The sequence below is a fragment of the Paraburkholderia sp. GV068 genome (assembly GCF_003058125.1).
GTDB lineage: Bacteria > Pseudomonadota > Gammaproteobacteria > Burkholderiales > Burkholderiaceae > Paraburkholderia > Paraburkholderia graminis.
The window spans coordinates 1-25,066 of record NZ_QBUB01000027.1 but is presented as its reverse complement, the minus strand read 5'-3'; the positions used below and the strand labels follow the sequence as shown (position 1 = coordinate 25,066).

Below are 25,066 nucleotides of genomic sequence, written 5' to 3'. Positions count from 1 at the left end.
CCGGACTCACGAACCCACTTCAGGAGCATCACACCATGACAAACGCGCAGCAAACTACCTCGTCAATTGAAGGCATCGTCCCGGTGATGCTGACTCCCTTCGACGACTCCGGCGCAATCGACTACCCCGGCCTCGAACGTCTGATCGAGTGGTACATCGCGAATGGATCGGACGCGCTTTTTGCAGTCGCGCAGTCGAGCGAAATGCAGTTCCTTACGCTCGCCGAGCGCGGCGCGCTGGGGCGCTTCGTCGTCGAGAAAGTCGCGGGCAGAATTCCTGTCGTGGTGTCCGGCCACATCAGCGACGATCCGGACGCGCAAGCCGAGGAACTCAACGTAGCCGCGGCCACGGGCGCGCAAGGCGTCGTGCTCGTGACCAACAGACTCGACCCCGCTCGCGAAGGAACGCAGACATTCGCCGCGAATCTCGAGCGGCTGCTCGCGCGCCTTCCGTCGGACGTGCCGCTCGGTCTCTATGAATGTCCCGCACCCTACCGACGGCTTCTTTCGGATGACGAACTAAAGCTCTGCATCGACACAGGCCGCTTCATCATGCTGAAAGACGTAAGCTGCGATCTGCCCACGGTCAAGCGCCGCGTCGCCCTTGCGCAAGGCTCGCCGCTGAAGATCCTCAACGCCAACGCGGCCATTGCGTGGGACGCGATGAAAGCCGGCTCGGCGGGCTTTAACGGCGTGTTCACGAACTTCCATCCTGACCTGTACAAATGGCTGCGCAACGACGCGGCGCAAGATCCCGCACTCGCCGAAGAACTCGCGACGTTCCTCGTGCTGGCTGCCGTCAGCGAATCGCTCGGTTATCCCGCGCTTGCGAAGATGTACCACCAGCGCATCGGCACGTTCGGCTCGATCCGCTGCCGCGTGATCGACTACGACGTGCGCGAACGGTTCTGGGCGCTGGATGCGATCCTCGACAAGATCGTCGCCGGCACCGAGCATTTTCGCGCGCGCATCGCGGCGCTCCGCTAGTACTGCGCGCGCTATGCCGCGCCATGCGTTCCATCGCCGCGATTACGCTGTGCGAAGCGCGGCGGTAAGATGGCAGGCTTCCCGCTTCGCGTTTGCTTTTCGAACTCATGTCCGACACGCCCGAGTCACCCGCTTCCACTGCCCGAACCCAGACGAACCGCGTGCGCCGCGGCACGGGCCGCACGGTGCTGTCGGACGTCGCGAAGCTCGCGGGCGTTTCGACGGCGACCGTATCGCGTGTCTATAACGAGCCCGAGAAAGTATCCGCCGCCGTGCGCGAGCGCGTCGAGCAGGCCGCCGTCACGCTCAACTGGTTTCCCAACGCCGCCGGCCGCGCGCTCGCGTCCACGCGCAGCCACATTGCCGGCATCATCATTCCCACGCTCGACGATCAGGTGTTCGCGTCGCAGGTGAGCGGCATGCAGGCCGCGTTCGCGGCGCGCGGCATTACGCTCGTGCTCGGCTGCTCGAACTACGATCCCGCGCAGGCGCTCGTGCAGGTGCGGGCGATGCTCGCGCGCGGCGCCGAGGCGATGGCCGTGGTCGGCGAAGCGCATCCACCCGAACTCTTCGACGCGTTGGGGCTCTACCGCGTGCCGTATGCGGTGACGTACGCGTATCGCAAGGAAAGCCCGCACGTTTGCATCGGTTTCGATAATTTCGCCGCCTATGTGCAGATGACCGAGCATCTGATTGGCCTCGGTCATCGCTCGTTCGCTGTGTGCATCCAACCGACGCGCGACAACGACCGCGTGCAGGCGCGCGTCGCCGGCATTCGCGCGACGCTCGAACGCCACGGCCTCGCGGTGCGGCCGGAACACATGTGCGAAGGCGAATCCACCATTGCATTCGGGCGCCGCAGTCTGCGCGCCATCTGGGAAGCGCCATGCGAACGCCCGACTGCGATCATCTGCGGCAACGATCACATCGCGCTCGGCGTGCTGCGTGAAGCGCAAGAACTTGGCATTGCGATTCCCGATGAACTCTCGGTGACGGGCTTCGACGACCTCGAAATATCCAAAGCGATTCGCCCGACGCTCACGACAATGCGTGTGGACACCTACGAAATCGGACAGCTCACCGCGCAACATCTGCTCGACGCGCTCGACGGCAAGCGGCCGCAACGCAGCCATGAAGTGCGCGCGCTGCTGCATGTGAGAGAGTCGTCGGGGCCGGCGGCTACGCGCGCGGCCGGCTAAGCACCGCCCGCCACTACCTCGCCATATGCGCGCTTGAGCCGCGCTACGCCTTCTTCGATGTCGGCAATACCCGGCGCTGCAAACGACAGGCGCAGCGACGCAGCGTCGACGTTGTCCGCGAAAAACGCCTTGCCTGGCACGAACATCACCTTGTTGGCGATCGCATGTTGAAGAAGCGCGGACGCGTCGATGCCGTTGCCGTTCTCACTCAAACGCGCCCACACAAACATGCCGCCTTCGGGCCGATGAAACTCGAGCGCATCGCCGAGTTGTGCGTGCAGTGCGTTGCATAGCGCCTCGCATTTGCGTCCGTACATTGCGGTAATGCGCGGCAGATGTCGTTCGAGCGCACCGTCCGCGAGATATTCGGCGGCGATGGCTTGCGTCCACGGTGCGCTGCAAAGGTCGACTGTCTGCTTGGCGATCACGCAGCGGCGCGTGATTTCCGCGGGTGCAATCGTCCAGCCTACACGCAGGCCGGGCGCAACGATCTTCGAGAGGCTCGCGAAATGGACCACCCAGTCACGCGCGCCGTCGACTTCGGACGCAAGAGAAAGGATTGAGGGCACAGCTTCGCCGGAAAAACGCAGGTCGCCGTATGGATCGTCTTCGACAATAACGAACCGGTACTGCACCGCCAGCTTCAGCAATGCGATGCGGCGCTCGCGCGTAATCGTTGCGCCTGTGGGGTTCGCAAACGTGGGCACTGTGTAGAGCAGCTTCGGTCGCGCGAACGTACCGGACGCAAGAAGCGTGGCGAGACGGGCGACGTCGAGGCCGTGCGCATCGACGGGAACCGTAACGATTTTTGCCTGCTGAAGCCGAAATGCCTGAAGCGTCGCCGGATATGCAGGCTGCTCGGTCAACACGACATCGCCTGGACTCACCAGCACGCGAAGCAACAGGTCGAGTCCCTGCTGCGATCCGGTTGTGACCAGCATCTCGTTCGGCTCGCACGATACATTGCGGCGCGCCATCAACTGGATGAGTTGGTGCTTGAGTAAGGGTAGCCCGTCGGTGGGTCCGTATTGAAGACACAGGTTCGGGTCGTGATACGCGCGGCCCGCTGCTTGCTTTAGACCGTCTACATCGAACAGATCGCTCGCGGGATAGCCGCCGGCAAACGAAATCATGCCGGGCTCGCCGAGATACTTGAACAGTTCGCGAATCGGAGAGCCCGAAGGATTCTGGAAAGGCGCGGTGAATTCGTACATGTTGTGATGGGCTCGAAGCGGGCGATCAGACTACGTGGATAAAACCCGTGCTACACCACGTTCTTTTCCACAATAGGACGGTTTTCCAGCAAGCGCTGCCAACTCAACGAAGAGAGATCGAGCGACACATAGCGTCCGTTCAGAATCAGTTCGCTCACACCGCGCCCCGTCGCCGGACCTTGCTGAAGACCATGTCCGCTATAGCCATTGGCAAACACACAGTTTTCGATCTGCGGGTGATAGCCGATGATCGCGTTATGGTCGAACACGTTGTACTCGTAGTAGCCCGACCAGCAGTTCTCGACACGCAGCGCCTCGAACTCCGGTACGCGATGCGCGAGCGTCGGCCAGATGACGTCGTCGAAAAGCGCGTGGTCGACTTCGTCGAGCGGCAGATCGTCCGGATCGTTATCCGCGCCCGGCGATGTGCCGCAAATATAGGTCTTTCCTTCAGGGCGGAAGTACACGCCAGTCGGGTCGATCAGCAGCGGACAAGCTTCGAGCCGCGCCGGCGACGACACGTTGAAAATGCTGCGGCGGCGCGCGAACACCGGAATGTCGATGTCCATCATGCCGGCGATCTTGCGCGCCCACGCGCCCGCCGCATTCACCACCGTATCGCATGCATAGCGCTCGCCATTGCCGGCGATTACGTCAGTGATCTTGCGGCCCTCGCGAACCACGCCTGTTACGTCGGCCGCGACATAGCGCGCGCCGAGCGACTGCGCTTTCTTGCGAAGCGCCTGCACGAGCCCGTAGCCGTCGAACCATCCTTCGCCGCTTTCGCCGAATGCACCCGACACGAGATCTTCGACATTCAGCCACGGGAATCTCGCCTTCAGCGTTCGCCGGTCCATCAGATTGATGTCCGCGCCAAGGTTCGTCTGCAACGCGTGATTCTCGCGCAGCGTTGCATCGCCGGCGGGCGTCGCGAGAAACAGATAGCCGCCTTCATGCAGATCGATCGACGGCCTATTCCCGTCCACTTCGAGAAGCTCGCCGATATTGCGCAGAAATTCGATGCCGTACAGCGACATCTGAATCGATAGCGGCGTGGAAAACTGCTGCCGGATCGAAGCGGCCGATAACGCCGACGACGACCTCGCATAACTCGGATCGCGCTCGATCACCGTCACCGAAACCGTCGGATCGGAAGCGCGCAGGAAGTAAGCGATAGAACTACCGATAACGCCGCCGCCGACAATAACGACTTGAGAACTCAAGACTTGCTCCCGATTGCACACGGCGAGGCGATTTCAAAAAGCGCCAGCCGACGCAGAGTAATCGACCTTGCCCGACAGACCCGCAAAAGCGGGGCCGGCTTAAAAAAACGGCCGTCTCACAACGGCCGTTTATATGCAAAGAAACCCGCTTAACCGATATTGAAGTCGATGCCCTGGGCAAGCGGCAGTGCCGACGAATAGTTGACCGTGTTGGTCGCGCGGCGCATATACGCCTTCCACGAGTCGGAGCCCGATTCGCGCCCGCCGCCGGTTTCCTTTTCGCCGCCAAACGCGCCGCCGATTTCCGCGCCGCTCGGTCCGATGTTCACGTTCGCAATACCGCAGTCGCTGCCCGACGCCGACAGGAATCGCTCGGCTTCGCGCAGGTCTGTAGTGAACACGCACGAAGAAAGGCCGTGCACGGCTGCGTTATTGCCGTCGATCGCGTCATTGAATTCGCTGTACTTCAGCACGTAAAGAATCGGCGCGAAGGTTTCCTTCAGTACGATCGGCGTTTGCGAAGGCATCTCGACAATGGCGGGGCGCACATAGAACGCCTTCTCATTGCCGGCCACCGCGTGACGCTCGCCGCCGAATACCTTGCCGCCTTCGCTCTTCGCCTGCTCCAGCGCGGCCTGCATGCGGTTGAACGACTGCTCGTCGATCAACGGTCCCATCAGCACGCCCTGCTCCAGCGGATTGCCGATCACGACTTTGCTATAGAGCGTCTTCAGTCGCTCGACGGCCTTGTCGTACACGCTTTCGTGAACGAACAGGCGGCGCAGCGACGTACAGCGCTGACCTGCCGTGCCGACCGCCGAAAAGACGATGCCGCGCAGCGCCAGTTCCAGATCGGCGGTGCCCGAGACGATGCCTGCGTTATTGCCGCCGAGCTCGAGAATCGAGCGGCCAAAGCGGCGCGCCACTTCGACGCCGACGGTGCGGCCCATTTCCGTGCTGCCCGTCGCGCTGACGATATTCGAGCGTGGGTCCGCAACCAGTTTCGCGCCGACATCGCGGCCGCCATTGACGACGCGCGTCAGGCCTTCCGGCGCATCGCCGAATTCCTTCAACGCGTCTTGCAGGATTTTGTCGACGGCAAGCGCGGTGAGCGGGGTTTTCTCGGACGGCTTCCAGATCACCGCATTGCCGCACACGAGTGCAAGCGCCGCATTCCACGACCACACGGCCGCCGGAAAATTGAACGCGGAAATGACGGTGCACACGCCCATTGGATGCCACGTTTCAGCCATGCGATGCCCCGGACGCTCGGACGCGATGGTGAGGCCGTAAAGCTGACGCGACAGGCCGACCGCGAAGTCGCAGATGTCGATCATTTCCTGCACTTCACCGAGGCCTTCCTGAAGAATCTTGCCGGTCTCGAGCGTGATGATGCTGCCGAGCGCATGCTTCTGCTCACGCAGTTTGTTGCCGAGCAGGCGCACCAACTCTCCGCGGCGCGGCGCGGGCACGCTGCGCCAGCTTGCATGAGCCTTCTGCGCGTTGGCCAGCGCGGCGTCGACGTCGGCAACCGTGTTGCTCGCGACGCGGCCGATGAGTTCGCCATTGATCGGCGAGTGAACGGCGATGTCGCCCGCTTCCGCGAGGTGGGAAATGCCGAGTTCGGAGAGAATTGTCGATGCTTTCACGATTGAGACCTCTTTGAATTTCCAATACGAAATTTTGGTACGTTCGGAAACTATACACGCCCCGGTTTTAGGCGGCAACACTAAGCGTGCGGCGTAGGTTGCGCGGCGTGCGCGGGTTGCGAGCCGTCATTTCTGATCGGAAATGGCGCCGTCTCCGCCACCGGTTCGAGCGCTTTCATGACCAATTGCGCGATATGCAGCGTGTGTCTGCCCGCTCCCTGCTCGATCTGCTCGCGGCAGCTAAAGCCGTTCGTCACGACAATCGCTTCAGCGGGAGCGTTGCGCACAAGCGGCAAGAGCTTGTCTTCGGCGATTTTCATCGACAGTTCGTAGTGGTCGGCACTGAAACCGAACGAGCCGGCCATGCCGCAACAGCCCGCATCGAGCAGCGTCCAGCGCACGCCCAGTTTGTCGAGCAACTCCGTGTCGCCCTTCATGCCGAAGATCGACTTCTGATGGCAATGTCCATGCACGACGACATCCGCGTCGAGCTTTGGCCATTCGAAATCAGTGCGCGCGACAAAGTCGGCGAACAGAAACGTCTGGTCCGACAACCTCTTTGCAACAGGGTCGTCGGGAAGCTGCTTGAGTAGTTCGTCCTTGAAGATGGACAGGCATCCGGGTTCGAGTCCGACTACCGGCACACCGGCTTTGATGTCGTCGGCAAGTTCATTCACCGCGCTGCGAAGCAGAGCGCGCGCTTCGTCCAGCAGCCCATAGTCGTACAACGGCCGGCCGCAACAAAGACGCTTGCGCGGCAATACGACGTGATAGCCGATGCGCGTCAGCACCTCGACTGCGGCCGTCGCGATCTCGGGCGAGAAGTGGTCGTTGAACGTGTCGACCCACAAAATGACCTTGCGCGCAGACTCGTTTGCCGCGGCGCTGCCAGGCTTCACGCGACGCGCCTCCATAGCGCGGAACGTGCGCGGTGCAAAGACCGGCAGATGCCGCTCGCGAGCCACGCCCGCGATCCACTTGCCGATATGAGCCAGCGGTTTCGCCGACGTCATCAAATTGGTCACGCGCGCAAAGCGGCTCGCAAGCGGCGCCCACTGACCGATGCGGCCCATGAACATCGCCTGACGCGGCCGACGATGCCGCTCGTAGTAATGCGACAGAAATTCGGCCTTGTACGAGGCCATGTCGGTATGCGTCGGACAATCGGATTTGCAGCCCTTGCACGCGAGGCAGGTGTCGAGCGCCTCTTTTACTTCGGTGCTGTTCCAGCCGTCCTCGATTACTTCGCCCTGAAGCATTTCCCAGAACAGATGCGCGCGGCCACGCGTCGAGAACTTCTCCTCACGCGTCGCGCGAAAACTCGGGCACATCGTGCCGCCGTCGAGCGAACGGCATTTACCCATGCCGATGCAGCGTTCCACCGCGCGCTGCATACCGTCGCCCTCGCGACTCGCGAACGTGAGCTTCGTTGTCAGCGTGACCGGCTTATAAGCGGGACCCATGCGAAGGTTTTCATCGGCGCGATACGCATGAACCACCTTGCCGGGATTCATGCGATTGAGCGGGTCCCAGATCGCCTTGAATTCCTGCATCGCCTGCAAGATTTCGGGCCCATACATGATGGGCAGAAACTCGGCCTTGGCCTGGCCGTCGCCATGTTCGCCCGATAGCGAGCCGCCGAAATCGACCACCAGTTGCGCCGCCTCGCGCAGAAAGCTTCGCCATTTGCCGACGCCTTCGGCGGTACGAATATCGAACGTGATGCGCGCATGCACGCAGCCGTCGCCGAAGTGACCATACAGGCACGTCTCGTAACCGAAGCGGTCCACGAGCGCCTGAAACTTGCGCAGATAATCGCCGAGCCGCAGCGGATCGACTGCCGCATCTTCCCAGCCGACAATCGGGTCGGGCTTCGACGGATCGATCGACAAAGCGACCGCCGACGCGCCCGTCTCGCGTATCGACCAGATCTTCTGCAGCTTGTGCTTGTCTTCGACGACAAGCCCGCTGATATCCGCGCCCGCCGCGCCTGACTTGAAGTACGCAGCCGCGTCGTTCGCTTGCGTGACCGCATCGGCAACCGTGTCCGCGCCGAATTCGAGCACGACCCATGCGTCGCCGTCCGGCAACAGCGAGATTTCGTCGCGCTTCAAACCGCGCGCCTGCAAGCCGCGAATGATCGCGCGGTCGAGTCCTTCAATCGCGATCGGCGAAAAACGGTTGAAGTGCGGGACGGCATCGGCGGCGGTATAGATGTCGTTGAAACCGAGCACGAGCAGCACACGGCACGCCGGGCTATGCACGAGACGCACCTTCGCTTGCAACGTCACCGCACAGGTGCCCTCGGTGCCCACGAGCGCACGCGCGACGTTAAAGCCGTTTTCCGGCAGCAACTGATCGAGATTGAAGCCGGACACGCGGCGTCTGATTTGCGGAAACTCGCCGCGAATGCGCTCGGCGTAGCGGTCGCGCAAGTCGCGCAACTTCGCGTAGATCTCGCCCTGGCGTCCGCCTGTCGCGATGATGTCGTCCAGTTCCGCGTCGCTGGCCGGGCCGACCCAGAAGCGCGCGCCGTCATACGTCGCAATCTCCAATGCTTCGATATTCTCGACGGTCTTGCCGCCCATCACCGAGTGCGCGCCGCATGAGTTGTTCGCGATCATTCCGCCGAGCGTGCAACGGCTATGCGTGGCAGGGTCCGGCGCAAACGTGAGGCCGTGTTCCTCGGCCGCATCGCGCAGCGTGTCGCAAATCACGCCCGGTTCGACAAGCGCCTTTCTGTTTTGCGCATCGACACTGACGACGCGATTCACATACTTGCTCGTGTCGGCTACCACCGCGACGTTTATGCACTGCCCGTTTTGCGACGTGCCGCCGCCGCGCGTCAGAAACGGCACGTCGTTGCGGCGGCAGACTTCGAGTGCTGCGACGAGATCGTCCACGTCCGCGGGCACGACGACGCCCAACGGAATCTGCCGATAGTTCGACGCATCCGATGCATACAACGCTTTCGAGCCCGCGTCGAAGCGCACTTCGCCTCGCAGCGCGGCGCGCAGATCGGCCTGGACGTGTTCGAGCAGGCGCGTGCTTGCGACGAACGGTGCGGCCGGCTTTTGTGCGTAGCGTGGTGCGTCGCTCATCGCTCCCTCGACCGTTTCGTTCAGCGCATTATCCACTCTACTGCGCCGCGTTCGCGGTCATTTTGAAAATGCCTTGTGCGTTGCCGGCATCGAAACGCAGATCGGTCACCCAGCTACGCGATGCCTGATCGAACGTGCGCTTACGCGTGATGAACTCGTAGAACGAACCCGGAACATCGCGCGTGACGAGCTTGCCGCCGACGGACCTGAACTGACGCTCGACCGTATCGGCGCGATAGGCCGTCTGAAACACGCGGCCGGAGCGCGAACGCTCGACCTCCGGCTTCATCGGCCGGCCCTTGTTCTTCTCTTCGTCCGAAAGCGTGAAGACGTCTTCGACGCGATCCGTCGCGTGATTGAACGCATTGCCTTCGGTTGAAATCCATGCCATTTCCGCCGATTCGCGCAACAGCACTTCGTAGTCCGCCTCGTTCGGCACATCGTGCTGACGCGCGAACGCGCCGACAATCACCGGCAGCAGCTTGTGAGCCGCGTCCATAGGAAGCGAGCCTTCGCGCTCAAGCTCCCAAAGCTGCGAAACGGCGAGCGGCGTCAACGGATCTTTCGACGAACTCACGACATTCGTCACCGCCTGCTGGAATTCCGCAGAGAAGCGCTCGGGATGCAACTCGCTCACGAAGAACTGCGCGATTTCGTCCGGTGCATCTTCGTGCGCGTACGCGCGGCCGGTCATGCCCAGTTTGTCGAGCGGATAACGGCCATTCAGCCTGAAGCCAAGCGGCCGGAGGATGCGGGTAAACGCCGCCTCGCCTGGAGGCAATGCGCCATTGTTGTCCCAACGCACCGTGCGCAATGCGCCGTGATCGAAGTAGACGGAACCGCCGTTCGCGATTGCCTCGTTCGTGTAGGCGCGGCCATTCGGCGAACGCTCGAGCAGATCTTCGAACAGCGCCATGTTCATGGCCTGGGCGAGTTCGGCGCGCGTGACTGTGCCGTCTTCCCAGTCGCTCAGTGCGGTTGGGAATGTCAGCGTCGTAAAGAGCGACTCCGTTTTTGCCGGACCCAGCAGCTTCAATAACAGGCGTTCAACGTTCGAATTGCGCATTGGTTTTTCTCTCACTACGGGCTGGCCCGACATAGGCGAACCGCATTATTCAAACTGTTGCGCACCTCGTAAAGCGAGATTAAATTGTCACTTGATGACTTTTCGGAACTAACATGCGCAAGTTCAAGATTCCCAACATGAGTGCGCTGCTCGCCTTCGAAGCCGCCGCGCGGCACGAAAGCTTCACTCATGCGGCAAAGGAACTGTTTCTCACGGAGAGCGCGATCTCACGGCAGATCGCGACGCTCGAATCGAATCTCGGCGTGCGTCTTTTCGTTCGCTCGAAGCAGCGCGTGATGCTCACTCGCGCCGGACGTCTATATGGCACACAGGTGCGCCGCGCGCTGGAGAATCTGGATCGCGACACGCTGTCCATCATTGCGCACGGCAGCGGCGGCGGCTACCTCGAACTCGCGGTGCTTCCCACGTTCGCGTCGCAATGGCTGATTCCGCGAATGAAGGATTTCAACGACCGCAATCCGGACGTTCGAATCAACATGGGCATTCGCACCGACCTGTTCTCCTTCGAGGAGTCGCATTTCGAAGCCGCCATTCACTATGGCAAGCCGACGTGGCCGGGCACGTCGTCGGACTATCTGTTCGGCGAGGAAGTCGTGCCGGTGTGTGCGCCGTCGCTGCTTGCAAAGCGCGTCCGCAAGCCGCACGAACTGCTGAATTATCCGCTGCTGCATTCCACCACGCGCCCCGATGCCTGGTCGCGCTGGTTCGCGAATCTCGGCGTCGAAGACAACGCCACGATGCAGGGCGTGCGCTACGAACTGCATTCGATGCTGATCAGCGCCGCCGCCGCAGGGCTCGGCATTGCGCTGGTGCCCAAATTTTTCGTCGACGAACAACTGACGCAGTTGGGTCTGGTGATTCCGTTCGCCGCTACGGCGGTCGAAGAATCCGCGTACTACCTGGTCTATCCAACCGAGCTCAGTCACGGCAAACCACTGGAACTGTTCAGGACATGGTTGCTCGAGGAAGCCGCCGCGTACAACGCGCAAAGCCGCTGATGCGCGCGGACCGACTCCCTCACGATCAGCAGTTCCCCTTCTTCGCCTGTCCCGGCGGACAGAAACCATTGCCTGGACCGCCCTGAGGATGGCCTTGCGGCACGACGACCACGCCCGGCGAATCGGGCACATAAAGCGCACAGCCGCTCAACAGCGCGGCGCTTGCAGCAAACAGGCAAAGGATTTTTTTCATCAGGTTCCCCGACGAAGGGCTTGCGCGACGAGCGGAAATTCAAGCACGCACGTCGGCGTTTTAAACACGGTTTTCATTGGCGATTCCTCCATCATCGTTGTTGTGCCCTGAAGGATATGGAAACTCTACGTAAAAGAGATCGGCCAATTTGAAACGGACGGTAACTTCGGCCGATTTGACATTCTTTGTCATAACGGGCGAGACTGGGACTCGCGGCTCGCATATCATGCTTTCTGAGTGAGCTAAAACGTAGCATCCGCGCTTTAGCGGCGTGGTTAATAGCCGATCGAATTGGTTATTTGCCGCATTTGGACTAAGGTTTAGTAGCTCTTGGTTACACAACAAGAACGAACGTTGCGAGGTGAGGCATGCACACGCTAATCGACCTGGAGATCGCGCATCTTGCGCGAGTCATGAGTGCATCAATGGCCGGAGATCTCGCGGGGCCCATTCTGCCGGCCGCCTACTGGCGCGAGCGGCTTCATCAACTGCTCGATTCTCAGCACCTGACCAATGCGCAATTGCGTTCTATCGACGTCCTTCTGCTCCAACTGGACGAACTCGAAGCGCAAAGCTCGAATAGCCACGCTCACGGCGTCGCAATCAGCACGAGCTAATAATCCACAATACGCCACAATAAAGCGCGCAAGTTTTCCAAAGGAGTTTTGGGCGCGCGGCATCGTCCGTATTGCGGATGCCAACGCGGTGGTTTCGGCGCTTCGTTAACCCGTCGTTAGCCCTTAGCAAACGTTTTCACAGGAACGAACTAATGAACAAATCCCGTCTATTGCTCGTGTCGATGATGGCCGCGGGTATGCTCGCATCGCCGCTCGCGCTTGCACAGCCGCCGCACGACAACCCCGGCCACGGCGGAGATCACGGGCAGGGACCGAAGCACGGCAAGGGACCGAAGGGTCACGACAGCTACGACAGCCACGGCCATAAGCCGATGCCGCCGGGACACAATCCCGACGGTCCTGGCAACTCGGCGAACGCGCCCGGACATTGGCGCAAGGGCGATCGGCTGCCTCCCGAATACCGCGACCGTCAATACGTAATCGACGACTGGCGCGGGTATCGGCTCGCGCCGCCGCCGCGCGGTTATTCGTGGGTCGGCATCGGCGGCGACTACCTGATGGTGCAGTTGTCCACCGGCGTGGTTCTGCGAGTCGGACCGTAAGCGGCAACATCGTCCGGCCGCTGCATGCGGCCGTTCAACATCCGCTTGAGCGTGGCGATGACACATCGCCCGCTCGTCACATTTCGGCGGCAGGCCCGACGCGGTTTAACGCAAACCGAAGCGTCGCAGTGACTGCTCAAACGCTCTCGCCTCGTACCTCGGCCACGCAAGCGGCTATCTTTGCGCAATTCCGTCCAGCTCCTAAAGAATCGTCGCCGCGCCGCCGTTATATCCGTCATGCATACAAGCCACGTTGGCGCGCTTGCAGCGAGCCGCTGTAACTCGTCCGATATGCAGAATTTCAACTCGCGATCCAACATGCGCGGCGCTTTACGTCAGCGCCGCGAGACGTTGTGACGACACGCGCAAGTCCACCGGCACAAGGATTAATTTCGAAAGACAACATCGACAGCAAGCCGTCATACTCTGTCTCTCCTTGGGGCGGAACATTCCGACAGCGGAATCGGAAGTTTCGCCAGACACCAGATCGATGCATGACCGCCGTCGCTTGACGGCACTCTCCGCGTAGCGCCGCACGCGGATCATGTGGAGCGTACTTGTTAAATGAGTTATAGCCCTGTCGTTCCGTTCGCTCACGACAAAGCCGCATCCGGCTCCTTCGTGGGCGGCGCGCCGGCGTTTCGCCAACTGGTCCGAATGATCGATCGCGTCGCGCCCACCGATCATCCGCTGCTGATTTTCGGCCCGACCGGTTCCGGCAAGGAACTCGTGGCACGCCGTGTTCACGCGCACAGCCAGCGCCAGGATCAACCCTTTGTCGATGTCAATTGCGGCGCGATTCCCGAGCATCTCGTCGAAGCCGAACTATTCGGGCACGTCAAAGGCGCGTTCACCGGCGCGGGCGAAAATCGCCAGGGGCTGTTGCAGCAGGTCGGCAAAGGCACGCTGCTGCTCGATGAAATCGGCGAGTTGCCGCTCGCGCTCCAACCGAAACTGCTGCGCGTGCTGGAGACGCGCACTTTCCGTCCGCTTGGATCGACCACCAACCTTCACTTCGGCGGACGCGTGGTGGCCGCAACGCATCGCGACTTGCGCGAGCTCGCACGCGAGGGACTCTTTCGCGAGGATCTGTTCTACCGGCTCGCGGTGTTCGTCCTCGCGGTGCCCGGACTGGAACAGCGCGTCGAAGACATTCCCGCGCTCGTCAACCACTTCGCTTCACAGCACACGCGCCGCCTCGAGTTTTCTCCGACCGCGCTGCGGCGTCTTTCGCAACATCCGTGGCCGGGTCATATCCGCCAATTGCGCAATCTGATCAGCCAGTTGAGCGTGCTTGCCGAGACCACGCAGATCGACGTGGATACGCTCGAGCCGTTTCTCGCCAACGAGGCGAGCGGGCCGGTGTCGCGCGCCAGTCTCGCGGACATGCTGTTGCAACTCGAAGGCCGCGACAAGCTCGGCGCCGCTGAAGATTTGCTGATCGACCGCGCGCTCGAACGCACGAGCGGCAACAAGAGCGCGGCGGCGACGTTGCTCGGCGTGGGCCGCAAGACCATCGAACGGCGTCTGAAGTCGCGCGAAGAACATCACCGCGAAGCGCGCAAATGCCTCGAACATGCGAGAGCGCTGATCGAGGAATCGAAATTCGCCGAAGCGATTCCACCGCTGCGCCGCTGCCTCGATGTGCTGCAAACGCCGAATGAACAGGGCGCCGTGCGCCGCTTGCAGTTCGACGCATATCGCCTGCTTGGGATGAGTTTGCGCAGCGTGCACGGCTGGCTGTATGCGGAAGCCACCGCCTGCTACGCCGCGGCGCTCGCGATCGGCGAAGGCGTTTGCACGCCCGCGGAAATCGCCGCGATCCAGTTCGGCATCTGGACCACGCAGTTGACCACGCTCGAACTGAAGCAGGCGCGCGCAACCGCGCAGAACATGCTGGAGCGCGCGCAAAACGGCGGCGACCGCGTCTCGCTCGACGAAGCGCACGTCGCGATGACCAACACGCTGTTCTGGCTCGGCGACAGCGAGGAAGCGCTTGCGTGTCTTGCGCGCGGCAATCTGCTCGGCGTGGGACGCAACGACGTGCGCACCGGCTCGCAAGGCATCGACCTCGCGAGTCTCGCGCTGACTTTCGAAGGACTCGCCGCGTATCAGATCGGCGCCTTCGCGCAGGCACGCCGGGCGATGGAGATGCTGATTCTGCGCGCGTCGGAGCCGGGCGTTCACGCGCTCGCTCACGTCGTCAATCTGCAGGGCGCCGCGTGGCTCGCCGCGCTGTTCGACGATGTCGAGCGGCTTGGCCGGCTCGCGAGCGAACTGGAATCGGTGTCGATCGCCTACGGCTTTGCGTTCTATCGCGGCGTCGGCCAGGTGCTGCGTGCCTGTCATCTGAGCGCGCTCGGTCAAACCGACGAAGCGGAAACGATCATGCTCGACGGCTACGATAATCACGTCGTCTGCAATGGCGGCGCGCTGTTCTATTCGTTCAAGGCGTGGCATCACGGGGAATTGCTGCTGCGTGCCGGACGTGCAAAGGAATCCGAAGCAATGCTCGCAGCCGCGATCGACGAAACGCTCGCTCGTCAGGAGCGCGTCTATCTCGGCAAGCTGCTGGTCACACGCGCACGCGCGCAATGGGCGCTCGGCGATGTGAACGCGGCGGAACTGGGCCTGCGCACCGCGCTATCGACGGCGCTCGCGTTCGGCTCGGTGCCCGCGCGCGTGGACGCGGCGCACTACCTCGCGGATCTGCTGCGCTCGACTGATCGCGTGCCGGAAGCGATCGAGACGCTTGAGCGCGGCTTGCGTTCGTTGCCCGCGGACGCCACGCCGCGCGTCACGGGCGCGGCCAAACTGCTTGCCGAACTTCAGCAACAGAGTTCTTTCGATAACTACACTAAAGGAATCGTCAATGGCATTTGACCTACGCCGGGAAGATCTGGAGCCGCTGCTATTGGGCGCGGCTTTTTTCGGGAGTGGCGGGGGCGGCACGATCGAATCCGCGCGGCATCTGGCCGGGCATTTCGTCGCCGGCGACTACTACCCGAGCGACACAGTGACGGTCGTGTCCGTTGAAGAAGCCACCGAGGGCGCGGCCGTCATGGTCGCCTATCTCGGCGCGCCCGAAGCGATCAATTCGGCGACCTATCCGCTGGGTCCGGTGACGGCCGTGCAGAACGTGCAGGCGCGGCTTGCGTCGCAATCGACGAAGCTCGCCTACGTCATGCCGCCGGAAAGCGGCGCGCTCGGCTTCACCGTGGCCGCGCTGGTGGCGGCAAAGCTCGGCCTCGCGGTGATCGACGCCGACGGCGCCGGCCGCGCGGTGCCTTCTTTGCCGATGCTCACTTTCGCCGCCGCGGAGATCGACCCGCGGCCGGCGTTCCTCGTGAGCCAGGGCGGCTTGTGCGTCGAACTCGACGTGACGCCGCGCAACGGCGATGTCGGTGCGCCGACTCATCAGCGCGACGTGTCGGCGATTGTCGAGCAGATGATGCGCCCTGTTGTCGCCGATCCGGAATTCGGGCAGTTCGGCGGACTCGCAATGTGGGTCATGAAGCCGGCCGACATCGGCCGCGCGACGCCGATCCGCGGCACGCTGACACGCGCGCTCACACTCGGGCGCGCGTTGCACGCGGGAGGAATCGGCAGTGCGCGGCAAATGACCGACTATCTCGTCGAATATTGCGGCCTTGCGGCGCGTGCCGTGTCGGAGCCGGGCGAACTGGTTTCCGCGGAAGTGGACACGAGCGGCGGCTTCGACGTCGGCAAGATCCGCATTCAGGCCGGGCAGCGTACCTACACGGTGATGTATCAGAACGAGTCGCTGCTCGTATGGGACAGCGAACGTCCGCAGCCGATCGTGCTCGCGCCCGATAGCGTCGCGTATTACGTCGGCGGGGAAGGTCAATCTGTGTTCAGCAACGGCGATCTCGTGAACGCCGATGGCTCGCTGAATCCGGCGATCGGCAAGCGTCCCGTGACGTTGATCGCATGGCGCGCCGAAGCCGAACTGCGCAAGCCCGGTCTGATTCTCGACAGCTTCATGCAGTTGCTGAACTCGCTCAACTACCTCGGCCCGTATGTGCCGCTTGAAGCACTGCAGTCGCTGCAATCCGCGCGCAACGGAGAGGCATCTTGAACTCGCCCATTCGCATCTGCGTGCTCGTGCCCGTCGCCACGTCGCAATACAACGACCGCATCATGAAGGCCATCGCGCCCGTCGTGCCGCCGGACGTGCATGTCGAGATTCGCAACATCGCCGAAGGGCATCCCGACATCGAGAACCGCACTAACTGGCTGCAAAACGGCATGCCCGTAGTCGAGCTCGCGCAGGCCATCGCCAACGACGGCTTCGACGGCATCTGGCTGACCGACTTCGACATGTGCGGCGTGGAAGCCGCGCGTGAGGTGATCGACATTCCGATCATCGGCGGCTTTCCGGCTTCGGCGTTCACGGCGCTCGCGCTGAGCCAGCGCTTCTCGATCGTCACGATCCTGCAAAGCACGCTGGCGATGCAGCGCGCTCATCCGCAGACCTATGGCATCGAGGATACGTTCGCGTCGATTCGCGCGATCAATTGCCCGGTCGCGCAACTCGAAGATATCGACGTCGTCATCATCCGCACCTTCGAAGCCGCGCTGAAGGCGATCAAGGAGGACGGCGCGCAATCCATTCTGCTCGGCTGCACCGGTTTCGTGGACGTCGCGAGCCGCGTCTCACGAATGTTGAGCGACGAAATGGGCGGCTTCGTGCCGGTCATCGATCCGAATCAGGCGGGCTTCAGCTTCCTCGTCTCGCTGGTGCGCATGCAGTTGCGCCCGAGCCGGCTGACTTACAGCAAGGTCAGCCTGCAGTCGTAGGTCTCGCGTCTGCTTATTCCAGTTCTTTCCAGTTCGTTTCAGTTGGTCCGGCGCGGCGCTTCGTCGCCCCGCCGGATGTCCCCGCCGTGGCCGCTTTGTGGCCGTTTTCGGCTTCGCTTTGCGTCCATCGCGCCCTCGCCTTTCGATCCTAACGGACGAAATCGCCGCTCCACGCCCCTTGCATGGCCACCTGGACGAAAACGTCCACTTTTAGGGCTGTACCTGGACGGGTTTGACCAGAATCATCGAGCGAATTTCGTCGATCCCCTACGCACAGCGGTATCGGCGAATGGCACGGTCATTGCTTATACAAATGCTCGTGGCCTTGAGCCCAACGAAATGCAAACGAATTCGTCCGAAATGCAGGGCGCCTGAGAGACCAGAAGATTGCGTCGCGCCGCCGCTAACCGAGCGATCGCCGCGCATGATCGCGATGATTCGGTTAGTTATACGAACGAGTGTCGATGCGCCAATTTCGCCGATAGCAAAAGGTTGTCGGCACCAGATTGAGAGAGGGCTGTGCTGTAGTAGTGACAGTGTCGAAACATCGCGAGGGCATGCTTCCACAGAGAAGCAGCTCGAGTTGCAACGCACTGAATGGCGGAAAATCTTTTGGCTATGTACCAGACGATCCGCTGCGGGGTTGGTCTGGCCGCCGTTGCCTGCGCCTGCGGGAGCAGCAACGGCGGCTCGTCCTTTGCAGTAGTCGCAAAGAGCAAGCTGCACGAGCAGTCCACGCCGCGTCAGACCGTTAGCGACGCCGCGAATAGACCAAGGCTGGCCACCCACGGGGGTTCGACAATGCATCACCACATTCTGGAAAACGAGCTCCTTCATCTGGAGCGCGTGATCGCATGGGCATCGCAAAAGCCTTTTCCGCCGACCTATTGGCGCGACCGCATCGAACATCTGAAGAGCTCTCCGCAGGCGCCGATGTACCACAAGCGCCTCGATCGTCTGTCGCGTCTCGTCGCTGAGCTGAGCGAATAACCCGGCCTTCAGGCAAGCGTTCTTATCAGCATGTTGCCGGCGACGAAATGCGGCGCACTCTGGCCACTCACTCCTGGCACTGCACGTCCTTGCTCGGCACGACGATCAGCACAGGATACGTGCCGTGATCCAGGTCGACGCGCGCAACCACGGCGGTCAACGAGTTGTCGATCTGGTCGTACACGCTCACCTGTTCGCGGCGAAGCGTCGTAATGCCGGTACACGCGGACGCGCGGCCTTCGTCGGAGATCCGGCATTGAATCGGATGATCGGCGAGGTAGCGATACTGATCGCGCCCGGGCGTCGCAAGGTATTCGCGCACGCTCTGCTCCGAGCCGCCGACGCCTGTCACTTTTCCGATCGCACATTGCAGCGCGCCCGTCTCGCCGCTCGCGGGCGTTTGCGCGTTAGCGGCCGCACTCGCTGCGACGGCCGTCGCAAAGGTGAAGGCCAAGGTCAATGCAAAGTGGTATCTCATCGCGCATGTTCGTCTGTCGGATTGAAGTGCTGAATTGTAAAGGCGCCGCGCGCATTGCGTTGCCGGCGTGGAATTTACAAGCCGTTGTAATAACTGAGAAAGCGCGATTCGCGGACGATGTCCGCGCGCTCGGCGGACCGGTTGGCCGAGCGTCGGCATAGCCGATGCTGCGCATACGACAGCCTCACTTCAATCGCAGCACTGCAAGGAGCCACCGATGAGCGAAACACCCGCGCCCAACAAACCCGATCCCCAGCAGTCCGAAGTCAGTCGCGGTACGCCGCCTGCCCGCACGCCCGAGTCGCTCCCGGAAACGGATCTCGAGCCGGACCAGCAGCCCGTGCGCGATATACCCGGCGTGGGTACGCCCGGCAGCCAGTCGCCTGCTCCGTGAGGCCGGTCTACATGGTCTATTGGTCGGAGACCATAGACGACGGCATCGTGCCGCGCTGCGCGTCGTTTCCCGCCGATGCGATGGCGGACGCGTTGGCGTTCACCGAAACGTTGCGACGCCGTCAGTCGCGCGGCGAGTCCGTGTCTTTCGTCACGCTGTGCTCGGAGAATCCGAATTCGGTGGGACGGCCGGGCGTCGCCGATCCGCCGCCAGACTACGCGTGGAAAAAGCGCCGCGTGTGACCGAATCGGCGCGCGGCTCAGAACGTCGTGCGCAGTCCGACCATCACGCTTCGGCCGCCCTCGGGCGCAATGTCCCGGACCACCGAGCTTGCATAGCGAATGTCCTGGTTCGTCAGGTTATCGCCGCGAAGATAGGCGAGCCAGTCCGTCGCGCCGACGCGGAACTTGTAGGTGACGAGCAAGCCGAGCTTCGTATAGCTGGCTGTCGGCAGATCGTTCTCGGGTACGCGGTGCTGTCCCCATGCGTGCTGCAGTTCGGCACGCGCGCCGAACGGTCCGTAGCCGTAGTCGACGGCGAGCGTCGCACGCAACGGCGAAATGCGCGGCAGCGGCTGATCGTTGTCCATGTTGCGCGCATGCGTGTAGTCGCCGGTGAGTTCCACGTCCACCTGATGCGCGCCCTTCTGAAACACGCGCCATTTGCCGTCGAGTTCGATGCCGTAGAACTCCGCGCGAACGCCACGATAGACGGCTTCGTTCAACGCATCGTCGGTGCCGGGCGCGACGACCTGGTCGGAGTCGTCCACGAGGCGCCCTGTGTTGAACTCGGTCAGATAGTTCTTGAAGCGGCTGTAAAACACGCCGACGCTGCCCTTGTTCGGACCGCTCGCAAAACGCAGCGACAGGTCGGTCGACACGGCCTTTTCTTTCTGCGCATCCGGGTTGCCGATCAGATACTGACCGGTCGCGTCGTGCGGACCGTTTGCATACAGCTCATAGAGCGCGGGCGCGCGCTCGGTATAAGCGACATTGCCCGCCACGGACCAGACCGGCGTCAGCTTGTAGAGCGCGCCGAGCGACGCACTGATTGCGTTGAAATCCCGGTCGTGAGCGCTTGCGAACTTGTCGTTGCCGGCTGCCGTCGGCTGCTGTTTGACGTGCTCGTAACGCGCGCCCGCGCTCAGCTTGAACGCGTCGGTCACGTTCCACTCTTCGAGGCCAAAGAGCGCGACGTTGGTTGTTTGCGTCGTCGGAACGAGCGCCTCGTCGCCTAACGCGGAAAACGTGTTCTGGCTGAGCTGAACGCCGATCGCGCCTTCGAACGGACCGATCTTGCGATGACGCGCCTCGATCCGCGCCTCGTAGCCGTGATTGCGGAACGTGGTGCTGGTCTCGCCGTTGTCGATCTCCTTGTGCTCGTAGTCCGTGTAGCCGAAATCGAACTTGAGCTGCGAGAACGGCCCGCGCAGATTGCGCACTTCCGACGCAAACGCGACGTGGTCCTGGTGCATGCGCAAACGCACGTCGTCTTCGGCGACCGAGCCGTAGTTCGCCTCGAAGCCGTTGTACGACAGGCCCGCGTAACCGTCGGCCCACGTATAGGCGCCGCCGAGCGCGCCGCCGTGCCAGCGGCCGTCGCTGTTGGGCAGGCTGCCGTAGGCCTCATTGGCATCGGGACCGTCGAGCGCGCGCTGGCGGTCCGAGTGCGCGAAGCCGGGAATGCGCTCCTTGCTGGTCTCGCGATCGAACGCGTCGACGTGAAACGCGAAGCGCCCGTTGCCGCCTTCGACCTGGGCCGTGCCGGCGCGCGCATCGTTTGCGCCGCCGTAGCTGGCATCGACGCCGCCCGTCAGTCCGTTGATCGGCTCGCGCGGAATGCGGTTGTCGATCGTGTTCACCACGCCGCCGATCGCGTTGCCGCCATACAGCAGCGCTGCCGGCCCGCGGACGATCTCGACGCGCTCGATCGTCAACGGCTCCTGCGGCACCGCGTGATCGTAGGACAGCGACGACGCATCCCACGCGGCCACGCCGTTTTGCAGAATGCGGATGCGGTCGCCATCCATGCCGCGGATGATGGGGCGCCCCACCATCGGTCCATATGTCGTGGTCGAGACGCCAGGCAAGCCGTTGAGCGTCTCGCCGAGCGAGTTCGTCTGGCGCCGCGTCAGCGCGTCGCCGTATAGCGCGGTGGCCGGAGCGATCAGGTCGGTTTCGCCCAACGGATTCGCGGTGACGAAGACAGGCGCCAGCGAGCCGCCAGGCGCTTGCGTCGAATTCTGCGTGGGATTGACGTTGCCGGACTGCGCATGAGCCAACGCGGCGAGGAGCCCAAAGGAAAGCGGCGACAGCCGAAGCGCGCGCACGGAAGCGCGTGGAGGTTTTTTGTTCACGGTCTTTTCGAGAACGTCTTTTTATGTCGGCCGCGCGTTTTCATGAAATGTTATAACGTTGCACTAGAAAGACGCATTTCCGCCGGACTCACACTGGGCGACCCGACTATCGCCGATGCCGACAGGCCATCGCTCGACCTCGCCCAATGTCGGCGGAATGATATAACGTAACGTTTATTACGTAAAGTGACGAAAGCCTCGCACACGCCGAACGAGCGTCGCCGGGACCGCTCAGCGACGCCTCATCAAAACGCGGCAAACCTCACTTCACAGCACACTCAGCCCGCGACCTCGCCAGCGCAACGGCCCGCTCGCAGGCAGCCTGCCGCGCCGCATGATCGACCTCGGGCCCCAACAGCGTCTTCTCGACGACGATAGATTCGACGTCCGTCACGCCCACCGAGCGCAACCAGGCTTCCATGAACGGCCGCTGATAATCGAACGAATGCGCGGGCGTGATCGAGTCGATCGAATAGTCGAGGCCGCGCGCGTAAATCACCACCGCGTTCTTGTCTTTGAGCAGCCCGTTGAGCCCTCGCTCGTCGAAAGAAAACAGCACGTTTCGCTGCGATACGACGTCGATAAAGTGCTTCAGCTTGTAGGGAATCGAGAAATTCCAAAGCGGCACCGAGAACAGCAGCGTGTCCGCGTCGTGCAACCGCTGCGCGAGTTGGCGGATCTGCGACCACGCTTTCTGCTGGCCGTCGGTGAACGGCGTGCCGCTGAGATCGGCATATTTGGCGTCGAGGGCATCGCCGTCGAATTCCGGCAATTCGGTCGACCACAAATCGAGCACGTCGATTCGCGCGTCGCGATGAACTTCCCAGTAAGTGTCCAGATAAACGCGCGCCACTTCGAGCGACGCGGATCGCTTTTTACGCGGCGACGCTTCGACATGCAGCAGAGTCGGCATGAGATTGCTCCACACGGGTTAAGGTGCAGCCATCTCAACATAGTTCGACGCGAAATTTAAACGAAGTATAGTGAGCCGATTCAGTCGCAATCGCACTGAATCCCTGAACCGAGGAGTACGCGCCGTGTTCGATACCGTTTTGTTGCGTTCATTCGTGGCCGTCGTCAAGGAAGGCGGCTTCACGCACGCCGCCGCCCGCCTGAATCTGACGCAGTCCGCGGTGAGCGCGCACGTGCGGCGCCTCGAGAATCAGATCGGCCGCGAACTGCTCGCGCGCACCACACGCTCGGTCGCGCTCACCGCCGATGGCGAATTGCTGCTCGGCTACGCGCGCGCCATCCTCGCGCTCAATCAGGACGCGCAGGCGCAACTGTCGCGTGCGCCGAGCGAAGGCGAAGTCCGCGTCGGCCTGTCGGAAGACCTGTCCAACGTGCGGCTGATGAACGTCATGCAGGCGTTCGCCGTGCGCTACCCGCGCATCGCGTTCAGTGTGCGCGTCGGCATTCCCGCCGATCTGCTGGTCGCGATGGATCACGGCGAACTCGACGTCGTAATCGGCGGACGCTGCGACGGCGGCCGCCCAGGGCAAGTGCTGTGGCGCGAGCCGCTCGTGTGGGCGGGAGCGGAATGGTCTTCGCTGACGCACGGCGCGCCGGTGCCGCTCGCGCTGTTCCCCGAACCGTGCCCTTATCGCGAGGCCGCGCTCGCTGCGCTTGCACGCGGCGGCGTCGAGTATCGAATTGCGCTCGTGGGCTCGAGCGTCGCGGGTCTGCGTGCCGCGGCGCAGGCCGGCTTCGCGGTGACGCCGATAGTTCACACGCAACTGGTGAACGGCTTGCGCGTGATGCCGCCGGATGCCGGCTTGCCCGCGCTGCCGGATGTCGAGTTCACGATGCTCGCGTCGGGGGCTTCCTCGCCAAAGATCGCCGACGAACTCGCCGGCGCGATCGTGGAGGCGTTCGCGCACAAAGCGGAGGCGATAGAAGCGCGGCGCCCGCGGGCCGCGACGTCTGCGGCCACGATTAACGAATAGCCAGAGCCCAAGCGAAGCGCCGAACCCTCACGTAATTGACGCCCCCAACGCAAACGCCTTCTGAAGAAAATTCGCCGTCTTTGCCGGCGCGGCCTCCATCCGCGAAGCCAGCGACAGCCGGATCGAAATGGCGTTGCCGAGCACGTCGGTATAAGCGACGCCTTCCACGCGTATCTGACACACGGAAGCCGGCACCAGCGACACGCCGAACTCCGCAGCCACCAGATTCACCACGGACGAAAGCTGCGGCGCCTGTTGCCCGGCGATCGGCTCGAATCCCGCCTCCCGGCACGCTCCGACGATGACATCGTGCAGCGTCGGACTCGCCTCTCGCGGCAGCATCACGAACGGGTCGTCGGCCAGAGCGGACAGCGGGATTCTGCGTTTCTTCGCGAGACGATGCGTTGCCGGCAAGACGACCCTCATCGGCTCGATGGCGATGTGATGGAACTGCACGCCCGCCGGCGACTGGCTGCCGAGGCGCACGAAGGCGACATCCACGCGGCCGTCGCCGAGATAGGCAAGCAGTTGCGCGGTGTTGCCCTCGGCAAGCGTGAGCGTGACGTTCGGATAATCCTGCCGATAAGCGCGAATCAGCTTCGAGACGACCGGGTTGAACGCAGCGGAGCCCGTAAAGCCGATATTGAATTGCCCGATTTCTCCGCGCCCCGCGCTCTGCGCCTTTTCGACCGCAAGACGCGTGTCGTGCAGGATGCGCTGCGCGTCGGCGGCGAAGGCCTCGCCCGCCTCGGTCAACACGACGCCGTGGCCGGTGCGGCGAAACAGCCGCACGCCGATTTCGTCTTCGAGCGCATGAATCTGCTGGCTGAGCGGCGGCTGGCCGATGCCCAGTCTTTCGGCCGCGCGCGTGACGTTGCGCTCCTCGGCGACCGCGAGAAAGTAGCGGATGTGACGCAGCTCCATGCGATATCTGTAAAAGCTATTTCAGTAAGACGCGATAGATATTGGACAGTATATCAGCGGTGCGACAAAATATCGCCATCGCGCAGTCCGCGTCCTATAAGTCTGTCCCGCAATACATGGGCTTTTATCTTCGACGATGAAGGCAGGACGAGCCGCTCTTCAGGGAGCGCGCGGCGGTATGCGCCGTTGTGTTTATCTAATGAAGCGAAGGGGTCTACTGTGGCTGACACATTAAAAAAACCGAGGCCGGAGTTCCGGAACATCGGTATCGGGCAGATATTGACGGCGTATCGCCTGCCTCTTGCGGGGCGCGTGTCGATTCTGCAT

22 protein-coding genes and 1 pseudogene are annotated in these 25,066 nt (G+C 62.5%); 13 read left to right on the top strand and 10 right to left on the bottom strand.

Annotated features, from left to right (window positions below):
• Positions 1-35 precede the first annotated feature (35 nt).
• Positions 36-986, top strand: a complete 951-nt coding sequence (locus tag C8K18_RS31620) for a dihydrodipicolinate synthase family protein (protein WP_107710927.1) — start codon at positions 36-38, stop codon at positions 984-986.
• Positions 987-1,093: 107 nt separating this feature from the next.
• Positions 1,094-2,185, top strand: a complete 1,092-nt coding sequence (locus C8K18_RS31615; protein ID WP_181324961.1) for a LacI family DNA-binding transcriptional regulator — start codon at positions 1,094-1,096, stop codon at positions 2,183-2,185.
• Here C8K18_RS31615 and C8K18_RS31610 read toward each other — a convergent pair.
• The 5 genes from C8K18_RS31610 to C8K18_RS31590 form a co-directional block, all read right to left on the bottom strand.
• Positions 2,182-3,399, bottom strand: coding sequence for a PLP-dependent aminotransferase family protein (locus C8K18_RS31610; RefSeq protein ID WP_107710926.1), 1,218 nt, complete (start codon positions 3,397-3,399; stop codon positions 2,182-2,184). The two genes, C8K18_RS31615 and C8K18_RS31610, sit on opposite strands and share 4 nt — an antisense overlap.
• 50 nt (positions 3,400-3,449) lie before the next feature.
• On the bottom strand, positions 3,450-4,622 hold the full coding sequence (locus C8K18_RS31605) for an FAD-binding oxidoreductase (RefSeq protein WP_107710925.1): 1,173 nt from the start codon (positions 4,620-4,622) through the stop codon (positions 3,450-3,452).
• A gap of 149 nt (positions 4,623-4,771) precedes the next feature.
• On the bottom strand, positions 4,772-6,271 hold the full coding sequence (locus C8K18_RS31600; protein ID WP_107710924.1) for an aldehyde dehydrogenase family protein: 1,500 nt from the start codon (positions 6,269-6,271) through the stop codon (positions 4,772-4,774).
• A gap of 80 nt (positions 6,272-6,351) precedes the next feature.
• Entirely contained in the window at positions 6,352-9,372 is a 3,021-nt protein-coding gene (locus C8K18_RS31595) for an FAD-binding and (Fe-S)-binding domain-containing protein (RefSeq protein WP_107710942.1), read from the bottom strand.
• A gap of 37 nt (positions 9,373-9,409) precedes the next feature.
• A complete protein-coding gene (locus C8K18_RS31590; RefSeq protein WP_107710923.1) occupies positions 9,410-10,438 on the bottom strand; it encodes a DUF1338 domain-containing protein in 1,029 nt (342 codons plus the stop codon).
• Positions 10,439-10,551: 113 nt separating this feature from the next.
• Between C8K18_RS31590 and C8K18_RS31585 the strand changes: the two genes are divergently transcribed.
• The gene (locus tag C8K18_RS31585) at positions 10,552-11,457 is read left to right on the top strand and encodes a LysR family transcriptional regulator (RefSeq protein WP_107710922.1); all 906 of its coding nucleotides are present in this window, start codon (positions 10,552-10,554) and stop codon (positions 11,455-11,457) included.
• Positions 11,458-11,482: 25 nt separating this feature from the next.
• Here the strand turns inward: C8K18_RS31585 and C8K18_RS31580 are convergent, their stop codons facing one another.
• Positions 11,483-11,650 carry a hypothetical protein gene (locus C8K18_RS31580; RefSeq protein WP_107710921.1) on the bottom strand — a complete coding sequence of 56 codons (168 nt, stop codon included), beginning with the start codon at positions 11,648-11,650 and terminating at the stop codon, positions 11,483-11,485.
• Positions 11,651-12,018: 368 nt separating this feature from the next.
• On the opposite strand from C8K18_RS31580, the gene C8K18_RS31575 reads away from it, so the two are divergent.
• From C8K18_RS31575 to C8K18_RS33965, 6 genes are all read left to right on the top strand, one after another.
• Positions 12,019-12,267 (top strand): hypothetical protein, encoded by a 249-nt coding sequence (locus C8K18_RS31575; protein WP_006047687.1) that lies wholly within the window; start codon positions 12,019-12,021, stop codon positions 12,265-12,267.
• Positions 12,268-12,419: 152 nt separating this feature from the next.
• Complete coding sequence (locus C8K18_RS31570; RefSeq protein WP_029971539.1) at positions 12,420-12,830, top strand: RcnB family protein; 411 nt, start codon at positions 12,420-12,422, stop codon at positions 12,828-12,830.
• 564 nt (positions 12,831-13,394) lie between these two features.
• Entirely contained in the window at positions 13,395-15,713 is a 2,319-nt protein-coding gene (locus tag C8K18_RS31565) for a sigma-54 dependent transcriptional regulator (protein ID WP_006047685.1), read from the top strand.
• Entirely contained in the window at positions 15,703-16,929 is a 1,227-nt protein-coding gene (locus C8K18_RS31560) for a DUF917 domain-containing protein (protein ID WP_107710920.1), read from the top strand. Before C8K18_RS31565 ends, C8K18_RS31560 begins: the two co-directional genes overlap by 11 nt.
• Entirely contained in the window at positions 16,926-17,651 is a 726-nt protein-coding gene (locus C8K18_RS31555) for an aspartate/glutamate racemase family protein (RefSeq protein WP_029971535.1), read from the top strand. Before C8K18_RS31560 ends, C8K18_RS31555 begins: the two co-directional genes overlap by 4 nt.
• A 618-nt stretch (positions 17,652-18,269) precedes the next feature.
• Complete coding sequence (locus tag C8K18_RS33965; RefSeq protein WP_258196240.1) at positions 18,270-18,641, top strand: hypothetical protein; 372 nt, start codon at positions 18,270-18,272, stop codon at positions 18,639-18,641.
• 67 nt (positions 18,642-18,708) lie between these two features.
• Here the strand turns inward: C8K18_RS33965 and C8K18_RS31545 are convergent, their stop codons facing one another.
• Positions 18,709-19,119 carry a hypothetical protein gene (locus tag C8K18_RS31545; RefSeq protein ID WP_107710919.1) on the bottom strand — a complete coding sequence of 137 codons (411 nt, stop codon included), beginning with the start codon at positions 19,117-19,119 and terminating at the stop codon, positions 18,709-18,711.
• 217 nt (positions 19,120-19,336) lie between these two features.
• On the opposite strand from C8K18_RS31545, the gene C8K18_RS33445 reads away from it, so the two are divergent.
• Complete coding sequence (locus tag C8K18_RS33445) at positions 19,337-19,513, top strand: hypothetical protein (protein WP_006047680.1); 177 nt, start codon at positions 19,337-19,339, stop codon at positions 19,511-19,513.
• Positions 19,514-19,524: 11 nt separating this feature from the next.
• Entirely contained in the window at positions 19,525-19,755 is a 231-nt protein-coding gene (locus C8K18_RS31540; RefSeq protein WP_006047679.1) for a hypothetical protein, read from the top strand.
• Between the two features lie 17 nt (positions 19,756-19,772).
• Here C8K18_RS31540 and C8K18_RS31535 read toward each other — a convergent pair whose 3' ends face one another.
• Together C8K18_RS31535 and C8K18_RS31530 are read right to left on the bottom strand one after the other, a co-directional pair.
• Positions 19,773-21,842: a TonB-dependent receptor gene (locus C8K18_RS31535; RefSeq protein WP_375135829.1), complete on the bottom strand. Its 2,070-nt coding sequence runs from the start codon at positions 21,840-21,842 to the stop codon at positions 19,773-19,775.
• Between the two features lie 289 nt (positions 21,843-22,131).
• A complete protein-coding gene (locus C8K18_RS31530; protein WP_006047677.1) occupies positions 22,132-22,782 on the bottom strand; it encodes an FMN-dependent NADH-azoreductase in 651 nt (216 codons plus the stop codon).
• Positions 22,783-22,906: 124 nt separating this feature from the next.
• On the opposite strand from C8K18_RS31530, the gene C8K18_RS31525 reads away from it, so the two are divergent.
• On the top strand, positions 22,907-23,815 hold the full coding sequence (locus C8K18_RS31525) for a LysR substrate-binding domain-containing protein (protein ID WP_107710917.1): 909 nt from the start codon (positions 22,907-22,909) through the stop codon (positions 23,813-23,815).
• 27 nt (positions 23,816-23,842) lie between these two features.
• On the opposite strand, the gene C8K18_RS31520 is transcribed toward C8K18_RS31525, so the two are convergent.
• Positions 23,843-24,739: a LysR family transcriptional regulator gene (locus C8K18_RS31520; RefSeq protein ID WP_029971530.1), complete on the bottom strand. Its 897-nt coding sequence runs from the start codon at positions 24,737-24,739 to the stop codon at positions 23,843-23,845.
• Between the two features lie 219 nt (positions 24,740-24,958).
• On the opposite strand from C8K18_RS31520, the pseudogene C8K18_RS31515 reads away from it, so the two are divergent.
• Positions 24,959-25,066: pseudogene (locus C8K18_RS31515) on the top strand (succinate dehydrogenase, cytochrome b556 subunit); the annotation flags it as partial.